At 39.8% G+C, this 19,822-nt stretch carries 20 protein-coding genes; 14 read left to right on the top strand and 6 right to left on the bottom strand.

Annotated elements, in window-relative coordinates; all coding sequences use genetic code 11:
• The gene (glnE, locus tag BKK54_RS05660; RefSeq protein ID WP_077542155.1) at positions 1-2,943 is read left to right on the top strand and encodes a bifunctional [glutamate--ammonia ligase]-adenylyl-L-tyrosine phosphorylase/[glutamate--ammonia-ligase] adenylyltransferase; all 2,943 of its coding nucleotides are present in this window, start codon (positions 1-3) and stop codon (positions 2,941-2,943) included.
• Between the two features lie 24 nt (positions 2,944-2,967).
• Here glnE and BKK54_RS05655 read toward each other — a convergent pair whose 3' ends face one another.
• Positions 2,968-3,921 carry a sigma 54-interacting transcriptional regulator gene (locus BKK54_RS05655; RefSeq protein WP_077542154.1) on the bottom strand — a complete coding sequence of 318 codons (954 nt, stop codon included), beginning with the start codon at positions 3,919-3,921 and terminating at the stop codon, positions 2,968-2,970.
• A gap of 121 nt (positions 3,922-4,042) precedes the next feature.
• Positions 4,043-5,491 carry a murein DD-endopeptidase MepM gene (gene mepM / locus BKK54_RS05650; RefSeq protein ID WP_077542153.1) on the bottom strand — a complete coding sequence of 483 codons (1,449 nt, stop codon included), beginning with the start codon at positions 5,489-5,491 and terminating at the stop codon, positions 4,043-4,045.
• Between the two features lie 190 nt (positions 5,492-5,681).
• Here mepM and znuC point away from each other — a divergent pair, with 190 nt between their 5' ends.
• From znuC to BKK54_RS05620, 6 genes are all read left to right on the top strand, one after another.
• Positions 5,682-6,476: a zinc ABC transporter ATP-binding protein ZnuC gene (gene znuC, locus BKK54_RS05645; protein ID WP_077542152.1), complete on the top strand. Its 795-nt coding sequence runs from the start codon at positions 5,682-5,684 to the stop codon at positions 6,474-6,476.
• Between the two features lie 9 nt (positions 6,477-6,485).
• Positions 6,486-7,271 (top strand): zinc ABC transporter permease subunit ZnuB, encoded by a 786-nt coding sequence (gene znuB, locus BKK54_RS05640; protein WP_077542151.1) that lies wholly within the window; start codon positions 6,486-6,488, stop codon positions 7,269-7,271.
• 88 nt (positions 7,272-7,359) lie between these two features.
• Positions 7,360-8,307 carry an acetyl-CoA carboxylase carboxyl transferase subunit alpha gene (gene accA, locus BKK54_RS05635; protein ID WP_077542150.1) on the top strand — a complete coding sequence of 316 codons (948 nt, stop codon included), beginning with the start codon at positions 7,360-7,362 and terminating at the stop codon, positions 8,305-8,307.
• Positions 8,308-8,474: 167 nt separating this feature from the next.
• Positions 8,475-9,341, top strand: a complete 867-nt coding sequence (gene pdxY / locus BKK54_RS05630; protein WP_077542149.1) for a pyridoxal kinase — start codon at positions 8,475-8,477, stop codon at positions 9,339-9,341.
• On the top strand, positions 9,341-10,615 hold the full coding sequence (gene tilS / locus BKK54_RS05625; protein WP_077542148.1) for a tRNA lysidine(34) synthetase TilS: 1,275 nt from the start codon (positions 9,341-9,343) through the stop codon (positions 10,613-10,615). Before pdxY ends, tilS begins: the two co-directional genes overlap by 1 nt.
• 91 nt (positions 10,616-10,706) lie before the next feature.
• Positions 10,707-11,324 (top strand): MarC family protein, encoded by a 618-nt coding sequence (locus BKK54_RS05620; protein WP_077542147.1) that lies wholly within the window; start codon positions 10,707-10,709, stop codon positions 11,322-11,324.
• 466 nt (positions 11,325-11,790) lie between these two features.
• On the opposite strand, the gene mutH is transcribed toward BKK54_RS05620, so the two are convergent.
• The 3 genes from mutH to BKK54_RS05605 form a co-directional block, all read right to left on the bottom strand.
• Positions 11,791-12,453: a DNA mismatch repair endonuclease MutH gene (mutH, locus tag BKK54_RS05615; RefSeq protein WP_077542146.1), complete on the bottom strand. Its 663-nt coding sequence runs from the start codon at positions 12,451-12,453 to the stop codon at positions 11,791-11,793.
• Complete coding sequence (locus BKK54_RS05610; protein WP_077542145.1) at positions 12,450-12,989, bottom strand: methylated-DNA--[protein]-cysteine S-methyltransferase; 540 nt, start codon at positions 12,987-12,989, stop codon at positions 12,450-12,452. Before BKK54_RS05610 ends, mutH begins: the two co-directional genes overlap by 4 nt.
• 71 nt (positions 12,990-13,060) lie before the next feature.
• Positions 13,061-14,365 (bottom strand): outer membrane protein transport protein, encoded by a 1,305-nt coding sequence (locus tag BKK54_RS05605; RefSeq protein ID WP_077542144.1) that lies wholly within the window; start codon positions 14,363-14,365, stop codon positions 13,061-13,063.
• A gap of 200 nt (positions 14,366-14,565) precedes the next feature.
• On the opposite strand from BKK54_RS05605, the gene BKK54_RS05600 reads away from it, so the two are divergent.
• The 3 genes from BKK54_RS05600 (at position 14,566) to purN (ending at position 16,724) form a co-directional block, all read left to right on the top strand.
• A complete protein-coding gene (locus tag BKK54_RS05600; protein WP_077542143.1) occupies positions 14,566-14,853 on the top strand; it encodes a YfcZ/YiiS family protein in 288 nt (95 codons plus the stop codon).
• Positions 14,854-14,991: 138 nt separating this feature from the next.
• Positions 14,992-16,029 carry a phosphoribosylformylglycinamidine cyclo-ligase gene (gene purM, locus BKK54_RS05595; protein WP_077542142.1) on the top strand — a complete coding sequence of 346 codons (1,038 nt, stop codon included), beginning with the start codon at positions 14,992-14,994 and terminating at the stop codon, positions 16,027-16,029.
• A 56-nt stretch (positions 16,030-16,085) separates the two neighbouring features.
• Positions 16,086-16,724 carry a phosphoribosylglycinamide formyltransferase gene (purN, locus tag BKK54_RS05590; protein ID WP_077542141.1) on the top strand — a complete coding sequence of 213 codons (639 nt, stop codon included), beginning with the start codon at positions 16,086-16,088 and terminating at the stop codon, positions 16,722-16,724.
• A gap of 57 nt (positions 16,725-16,781) precedes the next feature.
• On the opposite strand, the gene BKK54_RS05585 is transcribed toward purN, so the two are convergent.
• The gene (locus BKK54_RS05585; RefSeq protein ID WP_077542140.1) at positions 16,782-17,447 is read right to left on the bottom strand and encodes an OmpW/AlkL family protein; all 666 of its coding nucleotides are present in this window, start codon (positions 17,445-17,447) and stop codon (positions 16,782-16,784) included.
• 278 nt (positions 17,448-17,725) lie between these two features.
• On the opposite strand from BKK54_RS05585, the gene BKK54_RS05580 reads away from it, so the two are divergent.
• The 4 genes from BKK54_RS05580 to BKK54_RS05565 are packed head-to-tail and all read left to right on the top strand — an operon-like array spanning position 17,726 to position 19,814.
• Complete coding sequence (locus tag BKK54_RS05580; protein ID WP_077542139.1) at positions 17,726-18,475, top strand: hypothetical protein; 750 nt, start codon at positions 17,726-17,728, stop codon at positions 18,473-18,475.
• Positions 18,476-19,036, top strand: a complete 561-nt coding sequence (locus BKK54_RS05575) for a septation protein A (RefSeq protein WP_077542138.1) — start codon at positions 18,476-18,478, stop codon at positions 19,034-19,036.
• The gene (yciA, locus tag BKK54_RS05570; protein WP_077542137.1) at positions 19,036-19,506 is read left to right on the top strand and encodes an acyl-CoA thioester hydrolase YciA; all 471 of its coding nucleotides are present in this window, start codon (positions 19,036-19,038) and stop codon (positions 19,504-19,506) included. The genes BKK54_RS05575 and yciA overlap by 1 nt, the downstream gene beginning before the upstream one ends.
• An 11-nt stretch (positions 19,507-19,517) precedes the next feature.
• Positions 19,518-19,814 carry a YciI family protein gene (locus BKK54_RS05565; protein ID WP_077542136.1) on the top strand — a complete coding sequence of 99 codons (297 nt, stop codon included), beginning with the start codon at positions 19,518-19,520 and terminating at the stop codon, positions 19,812-19,814.
• The last annotated feature ends 8 nt before the right edge of the window (positions 19,815-19,822 follow it).

Below are 19,822 nucleotides of genomic sequence, written 5' to 3'. Positions count from 1 at the left end.
ATGTCCGCACTTTCTTCTCTTATAGAACAAAAACTTACCTCACTTGGCACTATTCTGTGCCAATCTTTTCCTGAAATGGATTCGGATAGTATTTCTCAACAAATTCAGCAATATCAACAAGATAAAAACCACCCAATCGGAAAATTAGGCTATGCGGTGGCGATGTCGGATTTTGTGGAAAAAGTCTTGCAAAAACAACCGCACTTACTCGCACAATGGTGGGAAAAAAGCCCGACTTTTGCCGATTGTGAGCAATATTCAGCACGTTTAAACAATCAATTATCCGGCATTTCCCATGAGGCTGAATTTTATAAAGCCCTGCGTGTTTTTCGTAATGCAGAAATGGCGAAGTTAAGTTTTTGCCAAAGTCTCAATCTTGCCACTGTCGAAGAAATTTTTATCCATCTTTCACAGCTGGCTGAAAGCCTTATTATTGGTGCACGTGATTGGCTTTATCATCAAGCCTGTACGGAAATGGGGACGCCACTGGATGAACAAGGTAAACCACAACAGCTTTATATTCTAGGCATGGGGAAACTCGGCGGATTTGAACTTAATTTTTCTTCCGACATTGATTTGATTTTTACTTATCCTACTCAAGGAGAAACTCATATTGGGGGGAGCAATGCGATAAAATCCGTGGATAATTCAAAATTTTTCACTCGTCTGGGACAACGTTTAATCAGTGCATTGGATGATTTCACGGTGGATGGTTTTGTTTATCGCACAGATATGCGCCTACGCCCTTTTGGTGAAAGTGGTGCGTTAGCATTAAGTTTTACTGCGATGGAGCAATACTATCAGGATCAAGGTCGGGATTGGGAACGCTATGCCATGATCAAAGGACGCATTTTAGGCACGCAAGTCAATGATCCTAATGTGGCGTACTTAGAAAAAATGCTCCGCCCTTTTGTTTATCGCCGCTATATTGATTTCAGTGTCATTCAATCCCTACGTGAAATGAAAGGAAAAATTGAACGGGAAGTTCGCCGCCGTGGGCTAAAAGATAATATCAAACTGGGGGCAGGCGGAATCCGTGAAGTGGAATTCATCGCCCAAGTTTTTCAATTAATTCGTGGCGGTCGGGAAGTTGCTTTGCAACAACGTAGTTTGCTTAACATCTTGCCTGAAATTACCAAATTAGGGCTTATCACTCAAACACAATATCAGCATTTACGGGAAAGTTATGTTTTCTTACGCCGGGTTGAAAATAGCTTACAAGCTATAAATGATCAACAAACCCAAACCCTACCAACTAATGAAATAGATCAATTACGCTTAATTGAGGCTTGCCGACATTTCACTTGCTTAGATGAACACAATCATCAAATTGAATGCACCTATGCGATAGAAAACTGGCAAGATTTCTACCGCACTTTGCAACAAATGCAAGAAAAGGTGCGTGCGGTTTTTAACCAACTTATCGGTGAGGAAACGGAAGAAAAGGCGGAAACAGAAAATCAATGGCAAGATTTTCTTGAAGCGGATTTTGATGAAATCGTGCAAATGCTGGAAGAAAGCCATATTCAATCGGAATACATCAATGAAATCTTAGATAAATTATCTCAATTTAAAGAAGGCCTGAAACGCCGTATTATTGGAAACCGTGGACGGGAAGTGCTAACACAATTAATGCCAACGGTGTTTTCGCTCATTTTTAAACAAGAAAGCTACCGCACGTTGTTACCACGAATGCTACACCTGATTGAGAAAATTTCCAGCCGCACGACCTATTTAGAACTCCTACTCGAACATCCACAAGCATTACGCCAAGTGATCGAGCTTTGTGCAAAATCTCAACTCATTGCAAATCAGCTTGCGCAACACCCTATTCTGCTAGATGAATTCCTCAATACGGATAACCCACGTCATCCCTTACCTTTCACTGAATATGCCGATGAACTCCAACAATATCTATTGCGGCTCCCCCAAGATGATGAAGAACAATTTATAAACGCATTACGCCAATTTAAACAAGCCACCTTATTGAGAGTTGCTGCTGCCGATATTTTAGGGGCATTACCCGTGATGAAAGTCAGCGATCACCTCACTTACTTAGCAGAAGCCATTATTCAATCGGTAGTAAATTTAGCGTGGAAACAGGTTTCCGCCCGTTTCGGTATGCCTCAACATTTACAAAATGGCGAAAAAAAATTCTTGGTTGTAGGCTATGGAAAACTCGGTGGGATCGAATTAGGCTATAAATCCGATCTCGATCTCGTTTTTCTCTATGAGGCTGTGGAAGGTCAAACCGTGGGTGGAAAAAAAATCATTGATAGCAATCAGTTTTACCTCAAACTCGCCCAAAAAATCGTGAGCATTTTTAGTCTGAATACCAGTGCAGGCGTGCTTTATGACATTGATATGCGATTACGCCCCTCCGGTGATGCCGGATTACTTGGCTGCTCTCTATCCGCTTTTAAAAACTATCAACTGAATGAAGCTTGGACTTGGGAAAAACAAGCCTTAGTACGAGCTCGCCCGGTTTTCGGCGAGCAATCATTACGGGAAAAATTTGAGGCGATTCGCCAACAGGTACTTTCCACCCCGAGGGATATGGCAACGCTAAAACATGATGTCTCAGCAATGCGTGAGAAAATGTTTACCCATTTATCCCATTCTCAAGAAAATGAATTTAACATTAAAACAGATCGTGGCGGTATCACGGATATTGAATTTATTGCACAATATTTAATGCTTGCCTATGCCCCTCAGACCCCTGAATTAACCAAATGGTCTGACAATGTCAGAATTTTTGAGTCAATGGCCGACTCGGGCATTATTCAGCAAGCGGATGCAATTCAGCTCAAACAATGCTACGTGCATTTAAGAAATAAAATTCATCATCTCAATTTGCTTGGTAAGAATGCTGTCGTACCAAATGATGAATTCATTAATGAAAGAGCATTTATCAAGATATTCTGGGAAAATTTATTTAAATAAGAATTACATAGTCCCAGAACAACTTTACTTACCAATCTCATACTGCTTTAATTTATTTGCAATAGCAGTATGGGATACCCCCAAGCGTTGAGCTAGTTTTCGAGTGCTAGGATACTCTTTATAAAACGCACGTAAAACTTTTGCCTCATATTGACCGATAATTTCCTCAAGGGTTTGATTTTCAAATTCATCTACTGAAATAACCGCACTTTTCGGCATAGTGAGATTTAAACTTGCCACACTTAAATGATTTTCTTCCGATAAAGAACAAGCACGATATAACGTATTATAGAGTTCCCGCACATTACCTTGCCAATCATATTTCTCAAGATAAGAGAGAAAATCATCATCAAAAGTCGGTAATTGAATTTTTAACGTATCACTAATTTCCTGTAAAAAACCTTCGACTAAAGGTGGGATATCCGCCCTCCGTTCACGCAATGGTGGAACATTAATCGCCAACACATTGAGACGATGAAATAAATCCGCACGTACTTTCCCCTCTTCAACCAACTGATAGAGAGGCACTTGAGAAGTACAAATCACCCTCACATTCGCATAATGTTCCTTCTCTTCCCCCACTCGGCGGAATGACCCATCTGTTAAAAAACGCAGTAATTTTGCTTGTAAATTAAGTGATAACTCAGCAATTCCATCTAGCAACACCGTGCCTTCATTTGCGTACTCAAAAAAACCAATGGTTTCACTTTCCCCCACTTTCCGACCAAACATCTCACTTTCTGCATCTTCATCCGGCAACCCGGCACAATTTACCGCAATAAATTTTTTATCACAGCGTAAACTTTGGTAATGGCAAGCTTTCGCCAATAAATCTTTTCCTGTGCCGGTTTCACCTTGAATCAATAAGGGCACATCAAACATCGCAAAACGTTGCGCATTTTCTACCGCACTTTTCATCGTCTCACTTTGTGTCACAAAGCAAGCAAAAGGATGTTGAGGATCGAATTTAAACGTCATTGAAGGTCGTAAAAAATGAATTGAAATTGGTCGCTATAATAAGTTGTTTACAGAATAGTGTAAAGATTATTTTACAGACACTAAAAAAGTGCGGTTAAAATCAGCCGCACTTTTTCTAAAATTATAATCTTAGCATCCTTATCGCTTCTTTTGCTCTAATAAGGAATTGTTTACGTTCCGCTGTTGCCATACCACTACTTGTTCCCGGTAATTTCACCGTGAGCGGGTTCACCGGGCGACCATTGATATGAAACTCATAATGCAAATGTGGTCCTGTTGAAATACCGGTATTGCCGGAAAGTGCGATACGTTCACCCTTTTTCACCGTTTGTCCAGCCCGCACCAATGGACGGCTTAAATGCATATAAACAGTTTGATATTCACGGCCATGGCGCAAAACAATATAGCGTCCTGCCCCTCCGGCTTGGTAAGCGACCTTTTCCACCAGTGCATCTGCCGGTGCAATCACCGGTGTACCTTGTGGCACGGAGAAATCGACACCTTTATGCGGACGAACACGCCCCGTAACAGGATGTCGGCGACTTGGATTAAATGGTGAAGAGATTCTAGCTTGACGTTGTAAAGGATAACGAGCAAACCCCTTGCCTAGAGTTTCTCCCTGTTGATTATAATAACGACCATTTGAAGCTTGAATGGCATAATAACTTTTGCCGTTAGCGATAATATGAATACCTTCAACATTACCTTGACCGGTCAATTTTTCACCGAGATATTCCCTTGAAACCAATACCGCAAACTGCGTGCCTTTTTTGAGTTTTTGCAAACTCACTTGCCATTGTAATGCGGAACTTAATTGTGAGATTTGGCGGGAATCCAACCCTAACCCACGTAAACTCGCTGCAAATGAACCATTCACTTGGCCTTTCAATACTTCTTTTTTCCAAACACTTTGTTTTTCTAGGATTTGACGTTTAAACTTGCCTTCCGAAACATACTCGTAGATCCGCTCTTCTTTCTCGGAAACCAGCCAATTTAAGTATTCCAATTGATCATTTTTATCTAAAATCCAATAGAACTGCTGTCCTGCGCGCAGATTTTTTAATTCCGGATAAGAAGCAATTAATTCTTTTGCAGTTTCATCGCCTAAACCGGAAAGTCCTAATACATCACTTAATGTATCGCCACGTACTACCGTATGACTAAATTGATCTGTAATACGCAGTGCCTCATCAGCAGCATCAAGTAAACGGCTTAACGCATCCTGTGCTTCTTGTGGAAGCTCATCTAGATCATCAAATTCAGGTTTGACCTCTTCAACTTCATCATCTTGTGCTTGTAGTTCGTCATCATAAGAGGTCGCATCTTCAGCCGATGTATTTTCAGATAAAGATGAGGTTTTGACGTTTTCTTCCGGTATGAGGGATTGATATTGCACATCATCAACCATTTCGGGCTCAAGATTGCTTTGAACAGAAGCCTCTGATTCAACATCATCTTTTAAGCCCAACATGACGCCGCTAAAAATTAACGCTAACGAGACAAAAAAAATCACCGCTTTGATACGGGATTTTCTTTTTCTTCTATCTCGGGCTAATTTAACATGTTGCAAAATAGGTTACCTAAATGAAAATAATATCGTCTTTCAGACTACAAATTATTAAAGAGGTTCATTCTACCTTAAAAACCACAAAAAGAGTGATGAAATATTCGTCATAAAGTGAGAACATCTTGAGAAATAGACTAAAATCAGCTAAGGTTAGCCACCAAATTTGACTCTGATCAGTATTTAGCCGAGTACTATGCAAATTCATTCCATTCAACATGATCCGCTCTCACCATTAATTGAACTCAAAAATATTAATGTCGTGTTTGAACAAAAAACAGCGTTAAAAAATATCAACTTAAGGATTTTCCCAAACGCTATTATTACCCTTGTCGGCCCAAATGGCGGCGGAAAATCAACATTGCTGAAAACCTTACTAAAATTACAGCCACCGACCTCCGGCGAGGTCATTTATGGAAAAAATGTATGTATTGGCTATGTGCCACAAAAAATTCATTTAGATCATAGCCTACCCCTCACGGTAGAACGCTTTCTGGCCTTAAAAAAAGGGGTAAAAACGCACGAAATTTCAACCGCACTTGAGCAACTTTCTATTACGCATTTACGCAAAAATAATATGCAGAAACTGTCTGGTGGGGAAATGCAGCGAGTTTTACTTGCCCGTGCCATCTTAAACAAGCCGAATTTATTAGTATTGGACGAACCTACCCAAGGGGTGGATATCACCGGTCAAGCAGAGCTTTATCAACTTATCCGCCAAACACAACAAAAACTCAATTGTGCGGTTTTAATGGTCTCTCATGATTTACATATTGTGATGGCAGATAGCAATGAGGTGCTTTGTATTAACCAACATATTTGTTGTGCCGGCACACCTGAAACACTCTCAAATGATCCTACCTTTATCCGTTTATGGGGCAATCAATTTTCTCAAAATGTGGGATTTTACACGCACCATCATAATCATCACCATAACCTACATGGCGACGTGTGCGACTGTAACGACTCATCAACACATTGTCAAAATTAAGGATACTGAATGTTTGAAATTCTTTTTCCGGCATTTTTAACCGGTATTTTATTATCATTGATCACCGCACCTCTTGGTGTGTTTGTGGTATGGCGTAAAATGGCATACTTTGGCGATACGCTTTCCCATTCTGCCTTGCTTGGCGTTGCCTTAGGTATTTTTCTACACGTAAACCCTTACTTAGCGATTGTCGTGCTAACATTAATATTAGCCATCTTGATGGTATGGTTAGAAAACAATACGCCATTTTCGATTGATACATTATTAGGCATTATTGCACACAGCTGCTTATCACTCGGTGTCGTCACCGTTGGATTATTAAAAAATGTGCGAGTAGATTTAATGAATTATCTATTCGGCGATTTACTGGCAATTAATTACTCAGATTTAATCTATATCGGCATCGGAGTCATTATCGTCGTAACAACATTATTGTATTTTTGGCAAGCCTTGCTTTCGACGACGGTATCACCCGAGCTCGCCCAAGTAGAAGGGATTAATGTCAAGAAAATGCGTTTTATTGTGATGATCTTAACCGCCCTTACTATTGCCTTGAGTATGAAATTTGTCGGGGCATTAATTATCACCTCTCTTTTAATTATTCCGGCGGCTACTGCCCGTCGTTTCGCTAAAACACCGGAATCAATGGTGGGCTTTGCAGTGATAATTAGTATCCTTTCTATTGTTGGCGGTCTAATTCTCTCTGCATTTTATGATACGGCAGTCGGGCCTTCTGTTGTTATTTGCTCGGCATTTTTATTTATGTTGTCGTTATTAAAAAGAACGAGTTTGTAAGCTCCCCCAACCAGTGAAAACTATTTGCGCCCTCTGTTAATTCTTGATAAAGTGCGGTGGATTTTTACGGTGTTTTTAGGACAAGAAAATGACCCAAGAATATTTAGATTTTGAATTACCTATTGCAGAGCTGGAAGCCAAAATCGAAGCATTACGCACTGCCTCTGATGATAAAGTAGACTTAACTGACGAAATTACACGCTTACAAAAGAAAAGCGATGAATTAACGAAAAAAACCTTCGCCAACCTTGATGCTTGGCAAGTTTCACGTATGGCACGTCACCCAAACCGTCCTTATACCCTTGATTATATTGAGCATATTTTTACCGAATTTGAGGAACTTGCCGGTGATCGCGCTTTTGCAGATGATAAAGCCATTGTGGGCGGATTAGCGCGTTTAGATGGTCGCCCTGTGATGGTTATTGGTCACCAAAAAGGTCGTACGGTAAAAGATAAAGTCAAACGCAATTTTGGAATGCCCGCTCCGGAAGGCTACCGCAAAGCCTTGCGTTTAATGGAAATGGCTGAGCGTTTTAAACTCCCAATCATCACTTTTATTGATACTCCCGGAGCCTATCCCGGCATTGGAGCAGAAGAACGAGGCCAAGCCGAAGCCATTGCCCGTAACTTACGTGAAATGTCGCAATTAACGGTTCCGGTCATCTGTACGGTGATTGGCGAAGGCGGCTCAGGCGGTGCCTTGGCGATCGGCGTGGGCGACAAAGTGAATATGTTGCAATATTCCACCTATTCCGTTATTTCACCGGAAGGTTGTGCGTCTATTTTATGGAAAAGTGCAGAAAAAGCCTCAACCGCAGCAGAAGTGATGGGTTTAACCGCCTCACGTTTAAAAGAACTGAATTTAATTGATAATATTGTAGCGGAACCATTAGGCGGTGCTCATCGTAATTATGCCTTGATGGCTGAAAATTTGAAAAAACGATTAAACGAAGATTTGGCTGAACTTGATGGCTTAAATAAAGAGGAATTATTAACCAGACGCTACCAGCGTTTAATGTCTTATGGCTATTGCTAAATTGAATCTAAAAAAGAGCGGTTATTTTTCGCTCTTTTTTTCGCTTAAAATTATCGAATACCAAATTTAACCCTATCATTTTAGTCTCACATCAAATAACGTTTCCTCCATCTTGCAAATTGATGTTGGATTCAATAGACAAAATGGCATTTAAAAAGGAGATAAATATGAAAAACGTACTTTCCATTCAATCCCACGTGGTGTATGGCTTTGCCGGCAATAAGTCTGCCACTTTTCCAATGCAGTTATTAGGTATTGATGTATGGGCACTCAATACCGTGCAATTTTCCAATCACACACAATACGGGAAATGGACAGGGATGGTGATTCCACAAGAACAAATCCGTGAAATCGTCACCGGCTTAGATAATATCGAAAAATTGAAAGAGTGCGATGCATTACTTTCCGGTTATTTAGGCTCACCGGAACAAGTGGATCAAATCCTCTATGCCTTAGAACAAATTAAAAAACACACCCCTAATGCCCTTTATTTATGCGATCCCGTCATGCCGAATCCGGAAAAAATTTGTGTGGTGGCAAATGGCGTTCGAGAAGCACTGATTGAGAAAGCGATTCCTGTTGCGGATATTATGACGCCAAACCTTAATGAGCTACGCCAACTCAGCGATTTCCCCATCAATTCTTTTGACGATGTATTAAAAGCAGTGCGGGCCTTATTAAATAAAGGTGTGAAAAAAGTCCTAGTGAAACATTTAGGTAAGGTAGGGAAAATCAATGATCCTGACACCTTTGAAATCATTATGGCAACACAGGAAGGCATTTGGCATTTAAGTCGCCCGCTGTATCAATTTAATTTTGAACCTGTGGGGGTAGGCGATTTAATTGCCGGTACATTCCTCGCCAATTTACTCAATGGCAAATCAGATGTGGAAGCCTTTGAAGCAATGAATAATGAGGTCGCTGGCGTGATGAAAACCACCTTCGAGCTCAATTCTTACGAATTACAAACTATTGCGGCACGTTTTGAAATTCTTAATCCGAGCGCCCAATACAAAGCAGAAAAAATTGCCTAATGGATTTGTTTTCGGCTTTTGAACAACAACTTAAACAAACCACCGCTCAACACTATCTTATCGCCTTGAGTGGTGGTTTGGATTCAACTGCTCTCCTTGCTTTATTTGCAAAACACCGTGAAAATCGACCGCACTTTAATCTTCGAGCCATTCATATCCACCATGGTTTAAGTCCAAATGCGGATAGCTGGGTTAAACATTGTCAATCTTTATGTGAGCAGTTTCATATCCCGTTAGTGGTCGAATATGTTCAAGTGGATAAAACTAAAGGTATTGAAGCAAGTGCGCGCGAGGCTCGTTATCAAGCAATTCAGCGACATATTCAAGCCAATGAAGTACTTGCGACCGCCCATCATTTAAACGATCAAACAGAAACCTTTTTCCTCTCATTAAAACGTGGCAGCGGTTTACAAGGGTTAGGTGCAATGCAAAATCAAAGCGAATTATTCGGTATGAAGATTTTTCGCCCATTACTTTCTTTTCCCCGAGAACAACTAGAACGCTATGCACGAACTGAAAATTTGGCTTGGATTCACGATGAAAGTAACGAGGATAATCATTATGAGCGGAATTTTTTACGTAATGAAATTCTACCAAAACTCCGTGAACGTTGGACACATTTTGATCGCACCGTTCAACGCACTGCACAGCATTGCTTTGAGCAACAGCAGCTCATTAACGAACTCTTGCAAGAAACTTTTCTTGAGCATTGCAAAGTGCCAACGGAATTTCAACTTCACCATTTCAATCAATATTCATCGCCAAAACAGACCGCACTTTTACGAATGTGGTTTTCTCTAAATCAATGGGAAATGCCAAGTAAACGCCAACTTGAACAGTTGATAAGTGATGTTGTATTAGCAAAAGAAGGAGCGAACCCGCAGTTTCATTTAGGAAAACAGGTTGTTCGCCGCTATCAGTCCGGTTTATACCTCACTCCCGATTTTGCAGATTTAATAGATATTCAGCTTGAAATGCGAGATACGCCTCTTCTGCTTCCCGATAATCTTGGCAAACTTTATTTACACCGAACCGATCAGTCTTTTATTTTTTCTTGGCAACAGCATACTGCTACATTGCCCCCAACAGATTTACCAATTCAAATCCGTTTCACCTATTCAGGAAAAATCAAATATCACCCTAAACGCCCAAGAGAAGATATCAAGAAAGTTTGGCAAGAATTGGGCGTTCCGCCTTGGCAACGACGTCGTATCCCACTGATTTTTTATGGAGATCAACTAAAAAGTGCGGTTGGTTTCTTTAATGTTTTTTGAATATCCTGAAAAATAACCAAAACACACCGCACTTTGTTGTCTTTATCTGATAGAATAAGTCAGGTTTGTTGTTTTTATAAAAGGAAAATAAATGTTTGATTCTTTGATTGTTCAGTTTGTTGTACTTTGGGCTGTAATTGATCCCATTGGCTCGATTCCCGTTTATCTTTCTAAAACAATTGGCTTTTCCCTTGAGGAACGCCGAAAAATTGCACGTAATGCCGTGATTATTTCTGCCGGTATTTTGCTTTTCTTTTTAGTCGGCGGACAAATTCTTTTTGAAGCCATGCAAGTGCCACTACCTGCCTTCCAAATCGCGGGAGGATTGGTTCTTTTCCTCTTTGCACTAACAATGATTTTTGGTGAAAGTAAACCGGAACAAGAAATTAAAATGAGAGCAAATATTACCGAAATTGCCGTTTACCCCCTTGCCGTGCCGTCAATTGCCTCACCGGGTGCGATGATGGCGATTGTGCTTTTAACAGATAACCACCGTTTTAATTTTACCGAACAATTTATTACCGCAGGAATTATGTTAGCGGTATTGCTAATCACCTATATTTTACTACTTGCAGCTAATCGCATTCAGCACTTTATTGGAAATTCCGGTGCGGCAATTATCAGCCGTGTAATGGGATTAATTTTGGCTACGGTGGCGGTGAATAATGTATTAATCGGATTGAAGGACTTTTTTACTCAGGTGGCATAAAGAATTTAAATAAAATTGATATTGGAAAAGGTTTCTGTAGTAGAAACCTTTTTCTTTTAGGGATATTAATATCGGGTTTCGCCGACGGCGACCTACTTTCTTTTACTCGTGTAAAAGAAAGTAGGCAAAGAAAACACTCCCCAGTTAAATCGCTGCTCTTTACTTTATTGTCATTTTCTTAACGCTAAATTTGTAAACTCGCTACGCTCAAACAATACAAATTTAGCTAAAAATGCCAAGTCGTAAAGGCGATTTATATGGGGTACTGTTTCATTCAAATATTAAAAAAGTGCGGTTGATTTTGAGATTGTTTTTCTTTAATTAACCATCACTGACAATAGAAAATTTTCGTCTGTTTGAGCAGCCTGTAGCGAGTTCAGAAAATTTCTGTTAATCCAATTTAATTGAACAAAGGAAACAAGGAAAAAGAGTCGTGCAGAAAAAAGTAAGCTACCATCGGAAAAACTCATCGTTCTAAAAACTCCCTTAATATCCCCGCCGTAAACTCCTTGCGTAAATAAAAGCCTAGCGGCAATGTTTCCACCACTTCACCATTTTTTCCAATGCCTTTCGTGATGGCTCTACTATTTGCGCCTTTTGGTCGTAGCTGCATCACTTCCCCAATACGGGCGGTAATTTCATTTAGTCTTCCCAAAGTGATATATTCCATCAATTCTTCCCAATCTTGCTTTAATCGGTGTTCTTGTTCAGGATTAGGTTTCCATAAAATCGGTGTGCCAATATGACGTTCACGCAAAGCGATGTCTCTGCAGCCTTCAATGGGGATCCACAACACACAAGATAATTTATGACGGACATGAGAATTTTCCCATTGCACACCGGAATTTTGTATTAACGGAGCAAGGCTAACAAAGGTGGTTTCCAACGGAAAACCCTGTTCATTAATCGGTAAGGTTTTGAGTTCCACGCCAAGATGGGCAAAATCTTGTTCGGCTTTACTGCCGGCTGTCGCCCCTAATGCGGTTTCCAAAAGCATTCCCACCCAGCCTTTATCACGTTTCAAATCAGGAGGAACAGGAATACCTAAATCATCGGCAAGCTCACCAAAAGTCAAACCGGCGATGGATTGTGCCCGCTCAAGAAGTTGCGTTAATGTATGTGGAATCATTCGTGATATTTCTTGAAAAAACGGGGTTTTGTGTCTTCAGTGCCTTTATCAATATAAGGGATATTCTCTAATTGGAGTAAAAAACGTTTTGCCGCCAGTCCGCCACCAAAACCGGTGAGAGTTTTATCCTTGCCTAAAATACGATGGCATGGAATGATAATACTAATTGGGTTACTGCCAACTGCACCACCCACGGCTCGCACTGCTTTCGGGTTATCAATCATTTTTGCCAATTCACCATAACTTGAGATTTCACCATAACTAATTTTTCGCAATGCCTGCCAAATGGCTTGCTGAAATGGTGTTCCCTCAGCTTTCAAGGGAATATCCGAAAATGTCTCCGCTTCTCCCTTAAAATAACGATCAAAAGCCAACCGCACTTTTTGGAAAAGTGGCAAATTATTTTCTTCAATCCATTTAGGATTCGGCTCAAACTGCTCTTTTTCAAAATCAATATGCGTGATATGTTCACCATCAGATAGAACCAAAAGTTTCCCCACAGGGGAAAGATAATAGGTGTAGTAAAGTGCGGTCATTTTCTGCCTCATTTTTTAACATAAAAAAAGCGTACCGAAGTACGCTTTATTATGCGGAATTTTTAACTAAATTAGAAACGATAATTTACATTTAAACCGTAAAGATTAGCACTGGATTTGCTCGTATAATTTACTGCAAAAGGAATATTTTCTTGCTGTTCTTTAAATGTAATTTTCTTACCTTTTAAATGTGCATAGGCAACATCAATCGATAAATCAGGTGTCACTTTATAGGTTGCCCCTAAACTATACCAAGTCCGATCTGTATCCGGGATCGAAGCGGAATGATACGAATCAGCGGCTGTTTCATCGTAGGCAATCCCACTACGTAAAGTCAGTTTATCTGTCGCATCATAGGAAACCCCTAGAGCAATACGGGAATTGCCACGGAAATATTCGTCTTTTTGTAATGCGGTTACCCCATCATTAGTATAATTTGCTTTCAACTCTTTAAAGCGTTTCCAATGGGTATATTTATAGCTGTAATGGAACGCAAATTTATCTGTGACTTTATGGTAACCGGAAATTTCCCAATAGCCCGGTAAATCAAGATCCAATTTTGCCGTGTCTGTACGATTTAACGTACGATTAAAAGCAGAGTGATCTTTATAACCCACCGTAATCGGTGAGTGATAAGCTACACCTAAGCGGTTACGCTCATTAAATTCATAGACCAAACCGGCATTCCAACCGAATCCCCATTCATTATCCTGCAAACGTGTCACCACATCGCTGTTATCCAATACTTTCACTGCACGACCGGCTTGAGCACTTTGAGCATTAATCAAATCGGCCCCGACACCTGCAGTACGTTCTAATTTAGCCTTGGTATATAACGCATTAATACCTAAACCAAAACTCAGCCCTTCTGAAATGCGATAAGCACCACTAAGATTTAAATTAATCGCCGTTAAATCCGTTTTCCCACCAAAGACACCTGCCGTATAATCCGAATCAAATTCTGTTTTTAAACCAAAAGGAACATTCATTCCTCCACCAATAGAAAATTTCTCATTAACTGGATAAACAAAATAAGCATTTGGGACAAAGGCAGAAGGTACAACATTATTTTGATCTGCATTTTTATTAGCCAATAATCCACTAATTTGTGGTGAGTTTGACGCAAATTCCCCTTTTAAATTAACCTTAGCATCAACATAAACACCCCCAAAAGAAATTTCAGGGCGTTTAAATAACGTCATCAATGCAGGGTTCGTTGCCACCACTGAGGCATTATCCGCTATCGCGGCTTCACCGGCATAGGCACGTCCTAAACCGGAGGTAGAAACTTCCGCTAATTGGAATGCAGCGGCATTTGCACCACCGGCGGCAAATAACATTGCAGTTGTTAATAAGGATTGGTTAAATTTTTTCATTGAAAACCCTTTTTTATTTATGATTTATGTAAAAAAACTGAGGAATTCTAAAACTCCATTCCATCAAGTGCAAATTCATTTTGTTTACTTTTACAGAGTTCCGACCAGTGATGTTTTTCAATTTAACGTGCGGTGAGTTTTCATCTGCTTTTTAAAAGTGATAAAATAACGCTAATTTAATTTTAAAATAAGGACAAAATATGAGCGTAAAATGCAAAGCAGAAGAATCATTGACTTGTAGCTGTGTGGATGTGGGCGCCATTATCGACGGTTCCGACCGTACCGTTAACATTGAGCAAATTTATGAAAATCAAGCAGAAGCGGAACAATCCCTGGCCCGTCTCACGGAGAAAGCACGTAAAACAGAAAGTGATCCTTGTGAAATAGTGAGTGAAATATTGCCTATTGAAGGCGGCGTACAATTAAATGCAAGTTTTACCTTCTGTTGCCAAGCCGAAGCCATGATTTTTGAATTAGCGAATCGCTAAAAACTTTATTCAAAAAGACCGCACTTTTATAAAGTTATAAAGTGCGGTCTTTTTTTCATATAAAATTTATCGCAAACGTTTGCCTAAACTGATACAATCCGCGCTGATTTTTCATTTAATTAACATGGGAAAAACATTGTGAGTAAACCATCATTAAGTTACAAAGACGCCGGCGTTGATATTAATGCGGGTAATGAACTTGTCGAACGAATCAAACCACATGTAAAACGCACGACACGTCCTGAAGTGATCGGTGGCTTGGGCGGATTCGGCGCATTGTGTGCCATTCCAAGCAAATATAAAGAGCCTATTTTGGTTTCAGGAACTGACGGAGTTGGAACAAAATTACGCTTAGCCATTGATTTGAAAAAACACGATACCATTGGTGTTGATCTCGTGGCAATGTGCGTCAATGATTTGGTGGTACAAGGTGCCGAGCCTTTGTTTTTCTTAGATTATTATGCGACCGGAAAATTAGACGTTGATGTAGCAGCGGACGTGGTAAAAGGCATTGCTGAGGGGTGCGTGCAATCAGGTTGCTCACTCGTTGGGGGAGAAACCGCTGAAATGCCAGGAATGTATCACGAAGGTGATTATGATTTAGCAGGTTTCTGTGTTGGCGTCGTTGAAAAATCCGAAATTATTGACGGCAGTCAGGTACGTAGCGGTGATGCCTTAATTGCGCTAGGTTCCAGTGGGCCCCATTCAAACGGTTATTCTTTAATCCGTAAAGTCATTGATGTTTCCGGTGTCAATCCGGCAACCGAACAGTTAGCCGGTAAACCATTAAGCGAACAAGTACTTGCACCAACCAAAATTTACGTGAAATCTATTTTATCTCTGATTAAACAAGCAGATGTTCACGCGATTGCCCATCTCACCGGCGGTGGTTTTTGGGAAAACATTCCACGCGTATTACCGAAAAACACCAAAGCAGTGATTAATGAAAAAAGTTGGGAATGGCAACCAATTTTTAAATGGTTGCAAGAACAAGGCAATATTTCTACTTATGAAATGTACCGTACCTTTAACTGTGGCGTGGGAATGGTGATTGCCCTTCCGCAAGATCAAGTGGAAACCGCATTGGCACTTTTAAAACAAGCCGGTGAAAATGCTTGGCTTATCGGACATATTGAACAGGCGTCAGATGGCGAAGAGCAAGTCGTGATTCAATAACTCCTTTTTGAGGCGAATGAAAATTCGCCTTTCTTTTCTCTCTTTTTAGGATCTTTATGAAAAAAATTGCCGTTCTGATTTCAGGACAAGGAAATAATCTACAAGCTATTATTGATGCTTGTGAAAAAGGTTTTATCCCCGCCAAAATTGCGTGTGTGATCAGCAATAAAAATGATGCCTTTGGGCTTGAACGGGCTAAAAGTGCGGTCATTCCTACAGGTGTTTTTTTGCGTCAAAATTTTACAAACAACCAAGAAATGGATAGCAAAATTGGCGATTATTTGGAAAGTTTTGATGTTGATCTGATCGTGCTCGCCGGCTATATGAAAATTTTAACGCCAAACTTTGTACAACGTTTTAACGGGAAAATTATTAATATTCATCCATCATTATTACCTAAATATCCGGGGCTCAATACCTACCAACGTGCCTTAGAAGCGGGCGATACGGAGCACGGTACAACCGTTCATTTTGTGAATGAAGAAATGGATGGCGGCGCAATCATTTTACAAGCCAAAGTACCGATTTTCCCTGATGACAATATGGAAGAGATTGAATTACGCACAAGAGAGCAGGAATATCGTATTTACCCCGTGGTGATTAAATGGTTTATTGAAGACCGCTTAACTCTAAAAGAAGGTATAGCCTATTTAGACGGAAAGCCATTGCCCAAACAGGGTTATGCTTGTGAATAAAAAGAAAAGCGATGAAATTATCATCGCTTTTTTTGTTAAATAGAGGACAATTTAGAATTAGAAGCGATACGCTAAACCTGCGAAGAACACGAATGGATCAAGTTTGAGTTTTACTTCATGTTCGTAACCCGCTGTCACAGCCGGCACTTTAAATTTAGCCGTTGTTTTAATACGGGTATACCACATTGCCGTATTCAAATATAAGCTATCCGTTAATTTAATATCAATACCCGCATTAACAACCGGTGCAAAAGAATGTTTTTTCACATTAACATCGGTAATTAACGGATTGGTTGATTTTGCATTAAAGAAACGTGTGTAGTTTAAACCTACACCAAGGTATGGACGAGAGCCGGCATCTTTATCTAAGAAATAATATTGTAAATATAAGCTAGGAGGTAATTGTTTTACTTTCACTACATCACCAAGATTTCCAGCCGCCCCTAATGCAGGTACATTCGCTTTCACTTTGTGTGAGAATGGTGTCGCAGCTAACAACTCTAAACCAATATTGTCAGTGAACATATAAGTACCGGTTAAACCTAACTGAGCATTGTCACTCACCTCTAAATTAACCTGCGTATTGGTTTTGGTTGTAGACTCAGAATTAGCTGACACAAACACACCACCGGCACGCACAACCACATCCCCAGCTTGGTGAGCATTTGCAACACCGGCACATAATGCTGCGGTTAAACCTAACGCGAGTGCTGTTTTTTTCATATTGAACTCCTTAAGTATAATGTTTAATTTATAACCATAAAAAGACTATGGCTATTTGCGGTTCGTAATATACTCCATATTGAGTATCAATTCTGTGATCTACTTCAAGTTTTTTACAATTAATAAAATTATTTATATAAAATGACCGCACTTTTTCCCTAAAGCCAGAAATAGCAAAATTTGCCCCATATCAAAAAAGCGGATTTTTTAGATAAGATAAATGGAAGAATGGGATAAACAAGGTATAATTGCCCTATTTTTTGACACGAGAAGATCGAATGAAAATTAACTTTACGCAAGTTTTACAAGATAGTTGGAATTTTTTCCGTAATCAGCAAAAAATTATGTTTCAATTTGTATCCATTCTATTTATGGTACAAATACTCAGCGTATTACTAAGTCCCTCAATTGTTTCAGAAAATACTGTAATTAGTACAGATACTCTGCCACAATTAATGGAAAAAAATGCACAAAGTATTACTCTTTCTTTTTTACTCACCCAATTAGCAACGACTTTTATTACCTCTTGGGGAATCATAGCTATCCATCAAATCAGTCAACAAAATTACCGTACATTAGGACAAAGTTTTCAAGCTACACTCCCGCGCTTTATCGGTGTCGTCATCTTAAATTTAATTGTGATTGCCCCAATGTTACTCGGCTTATTTGAAATGATCGCCGCTGTTTTAACTAAAACATCACCATCAATTATTTCACTGGCCGCAGTTATCTTTGGTATAGGATTTTTTATCCGTTTAAATTTATCGACAACCCATTATTTAACGACACAAGATAGCATTGGGCAAAGCCTAAGAAAAATTTGGTTACAAGGAAAGAATCAAAAAATAGCCTTATTAATTTATGCTTTACTTGTCTATTTTGTTACGCCTATTTTAATCTTTCAACTCTCCACAATTTTCAACAACCTTGTTTTTGGTGTTGCAGTGAGTATTTTTGCTGCCGCATTAAATATTTTAATGCTCGTGGTAACCTATCGTTTTTACAGTTTATTTATGAAGGAGTCATAAGTGAAACAACTACTTGAATTTATTCCACTTATTTTATTTTTTGTCACTTACAAACTGAGTGGCGTACGTGATGCAGCAATCGTATTAGTGGTAGCAACCCTTGTGCAAATGGCGCTATTAAAATGGAAGTATGGCAAAATTGAAAAACAACAAAAAATCATGGCGGGCGCGGTCGTCTTTTTTGGACTTTTAACTGCTTATTTCAATGAATTACGTTATTTACAGTGGAAAGTCACCATCGTCAATGCACTTTTTGCCATTATATTGCTTGTGGCACAATTCCAATTCAATACACCTTTGTTGAAAAAATTACTGGGTAAAGAAATTAAGTTGCCGGAGCAATCTTGGAATACTCTCAACCTCGGCTGGGCAATCTTCTTTATTATATGTATGTTGGTAAATATTTATATTAGCCACAATATGTCGGAAGAAGCTTGGGTTGATTTTAAATCCTTCGGTTTGATTGGTATGACAATTATTGCGACCATTATTTCCGGTGCCTATATTTACAAGTTTTTACCCAAAGATGAACAAAATAACCATAAAAACGGAGGGAACTAATGTCCTCAAATTTTATTGATAAAAACGGTCGCCAATCAAAAGGCGTACTTTTACTACGCACCCTTGCCATGCCGTCCGATACCAATGCAAATGGTGATATTTTTGGTGGTTGGATTATGTCACAAATGGATATGGGCGGTGCTATCTTAGCCAAGGAAATCGCTCACGGGAGAGTCGTCACCGTCGCAGTGGAAAGTATGAATTTCATTAAGCCGATCTCAGTCGGTGATGTGGTGTGCTGCTACGGTCAATGCCTAAAAATTGGGCGTTCTTCTATTCAAATAAAAGTAGAAGTCTGGGTAAAAAAAGTCGCCAGTGAACCGATTGGTGAACGCTATTGTGTAACCGATGCGGTTTTTACTTTTGTTGCAGTGGATAACAAAGGCAAATCTCGCATGATTCCACGGGAAGGCAATGAGGAGCTGGCAAAAGCCCTTGCTTCCATTCAAGAAAATGAAAACAATACCTAAAGGAGAAAACCATGTATTACGTTATTTTTGCCCAAGATATTCCCGGCACGCTTGACAAACGTCTTGCTGTTCGTGAACAACATTTAGCCCGTTTAAAACAATTGCAAGCAGAAGATCGCCTACTTACCGCCGGTCCAAACCCGGCTATTGACGATGAAAATCCCGGCGATGCCGGATTCAGTGGCTCTACCGTAATTGCTAAATTTGACAGCCTACTCGCTGCAAAAGATTGGGCATCACAAGATCCCTATGTCACGGCTGGCGTTTATGGTGAAGTGATAGTTAAACCCTTTAAAAAAGTCTTCTAAATACTGGG

This window comes from Rodentibacter genomosp. 1, from assembly GCF_001999285.1.
Taxonomy (GTDB): Bacteria; Pseudomonadota; Gammaproteobacteria; order Enterobacterales; family Pasteurellaceae; genus Rodentibacter.
This window is presented reverse-complemented; position numbering and strand designations above follow the sequence as displayed.

Coding starts and splice junctions, on each gene's coding strand:
- glnE (WP_077542155.1), top strand. CDS start 1: ATGTCCGCACTTTCTTCTCTTATAGAACAAAAACTTACCTCACTTGGC.
- BKK54_RS05565 (WP_077542136.1), top strand. CDS start 19,518: ATGTATTACGTTATTTTTGCCCAAGATATTCCCGGCACGCTTGACAAA.
- znuC (WP_077542152.1), top strand. CDS start 5,682: ATGCAAATTCATTCCATTCAACATGATCCGCTCTCACCATTAATTGAA.
- BKK54_RS05580 (WP_077542139.1), top strand. CDS start 17,726: ATGAAAATTAACTTTACGCAAGTTTTACAAGATAGTTGGAATTTTTTC.
- accA (WP_077542150.1), top strand. CDS start 7,360: ATGACCCAAGAATATTTAGATTTTGAATTACCTATTGCAGAGCTGGAA.
- BKK54_RS05600 (WP_077542143.1), top strand. CDS start 14,566: ATGAGCGTAAAATGCAAAGCAGAAGAATCATTGACTTGTAGCTGTGTG.
- BKK54_RS05585 (WP_077542140.1), bottom strand. CDS start 17,447: ATGAAAAAAACAGCACTCGCGTTAGGTTTAACCGCAGCATTATGTGCC.
- mutH (WP_077542146.1), bottom strand. CDS start 12,453: ATGATTCCACATACATTAACGCAACTTCTTGAGCGGGCACAATCCATC.
- BKK54_RS05655 (WP_077542154.1), bottom strand. CDS start 3,921: ATGACGTTTAAATTCGATCCTCAACATCCTTTTGCTTGCTTTGTGACA.
- tilS (WP_077542148.1), top strand. CDS start 9,341: ATGGATTTGTTTTCGGCTTTTGAACAACAACTTAAACAAACCACCGCT.
- BKK54_RS05605 (WP_077542144.1), bottom strand. CDS start 14,365: ATGAAAAAATTTAACCAATCCTTATTAACAACTGCAATGTTATTTGCC.
- pdxY (WP_077542149.1), top strand. CDS start 8,475: ATGAAAAACGTACTTTCCATTCAATCCCACGTGGTGTATGGCTTTGCC.
- znuB (WP_077542151.1), top strand. CDS start 6,486: ATGTTTGAAATTCTTTTTCCGGCATTTTTAACCGGTATTTTATTATCA.
- BKK54_RS05620 (WP_077542147.1), top strand. CDS start 10,707: ATGTTTGATTCTTTGATTGTTCAGTTTGTTGTACTTTGGGCTGTAATT.
- yciA (WP_077542137.1), top strand. CDS start 19,036: ATGTCCTCAAATTTTATTGATAAAAACGGTCGCCAATCAAAAGGCGTA.
- purN (WP_077542141.1), top strand. CDS start 16,086: ATGAAAAAAATTGCCGTTCTGATTTCAGGACAAGGAAATAATCTACAA.
- BKK54_RS05610 (WP_077542145.1), bottom strand. CDS start 12,989: ATGACCGCACTTTACTACACCTATTATCTTTCCCCTGTGGGGAAACTT.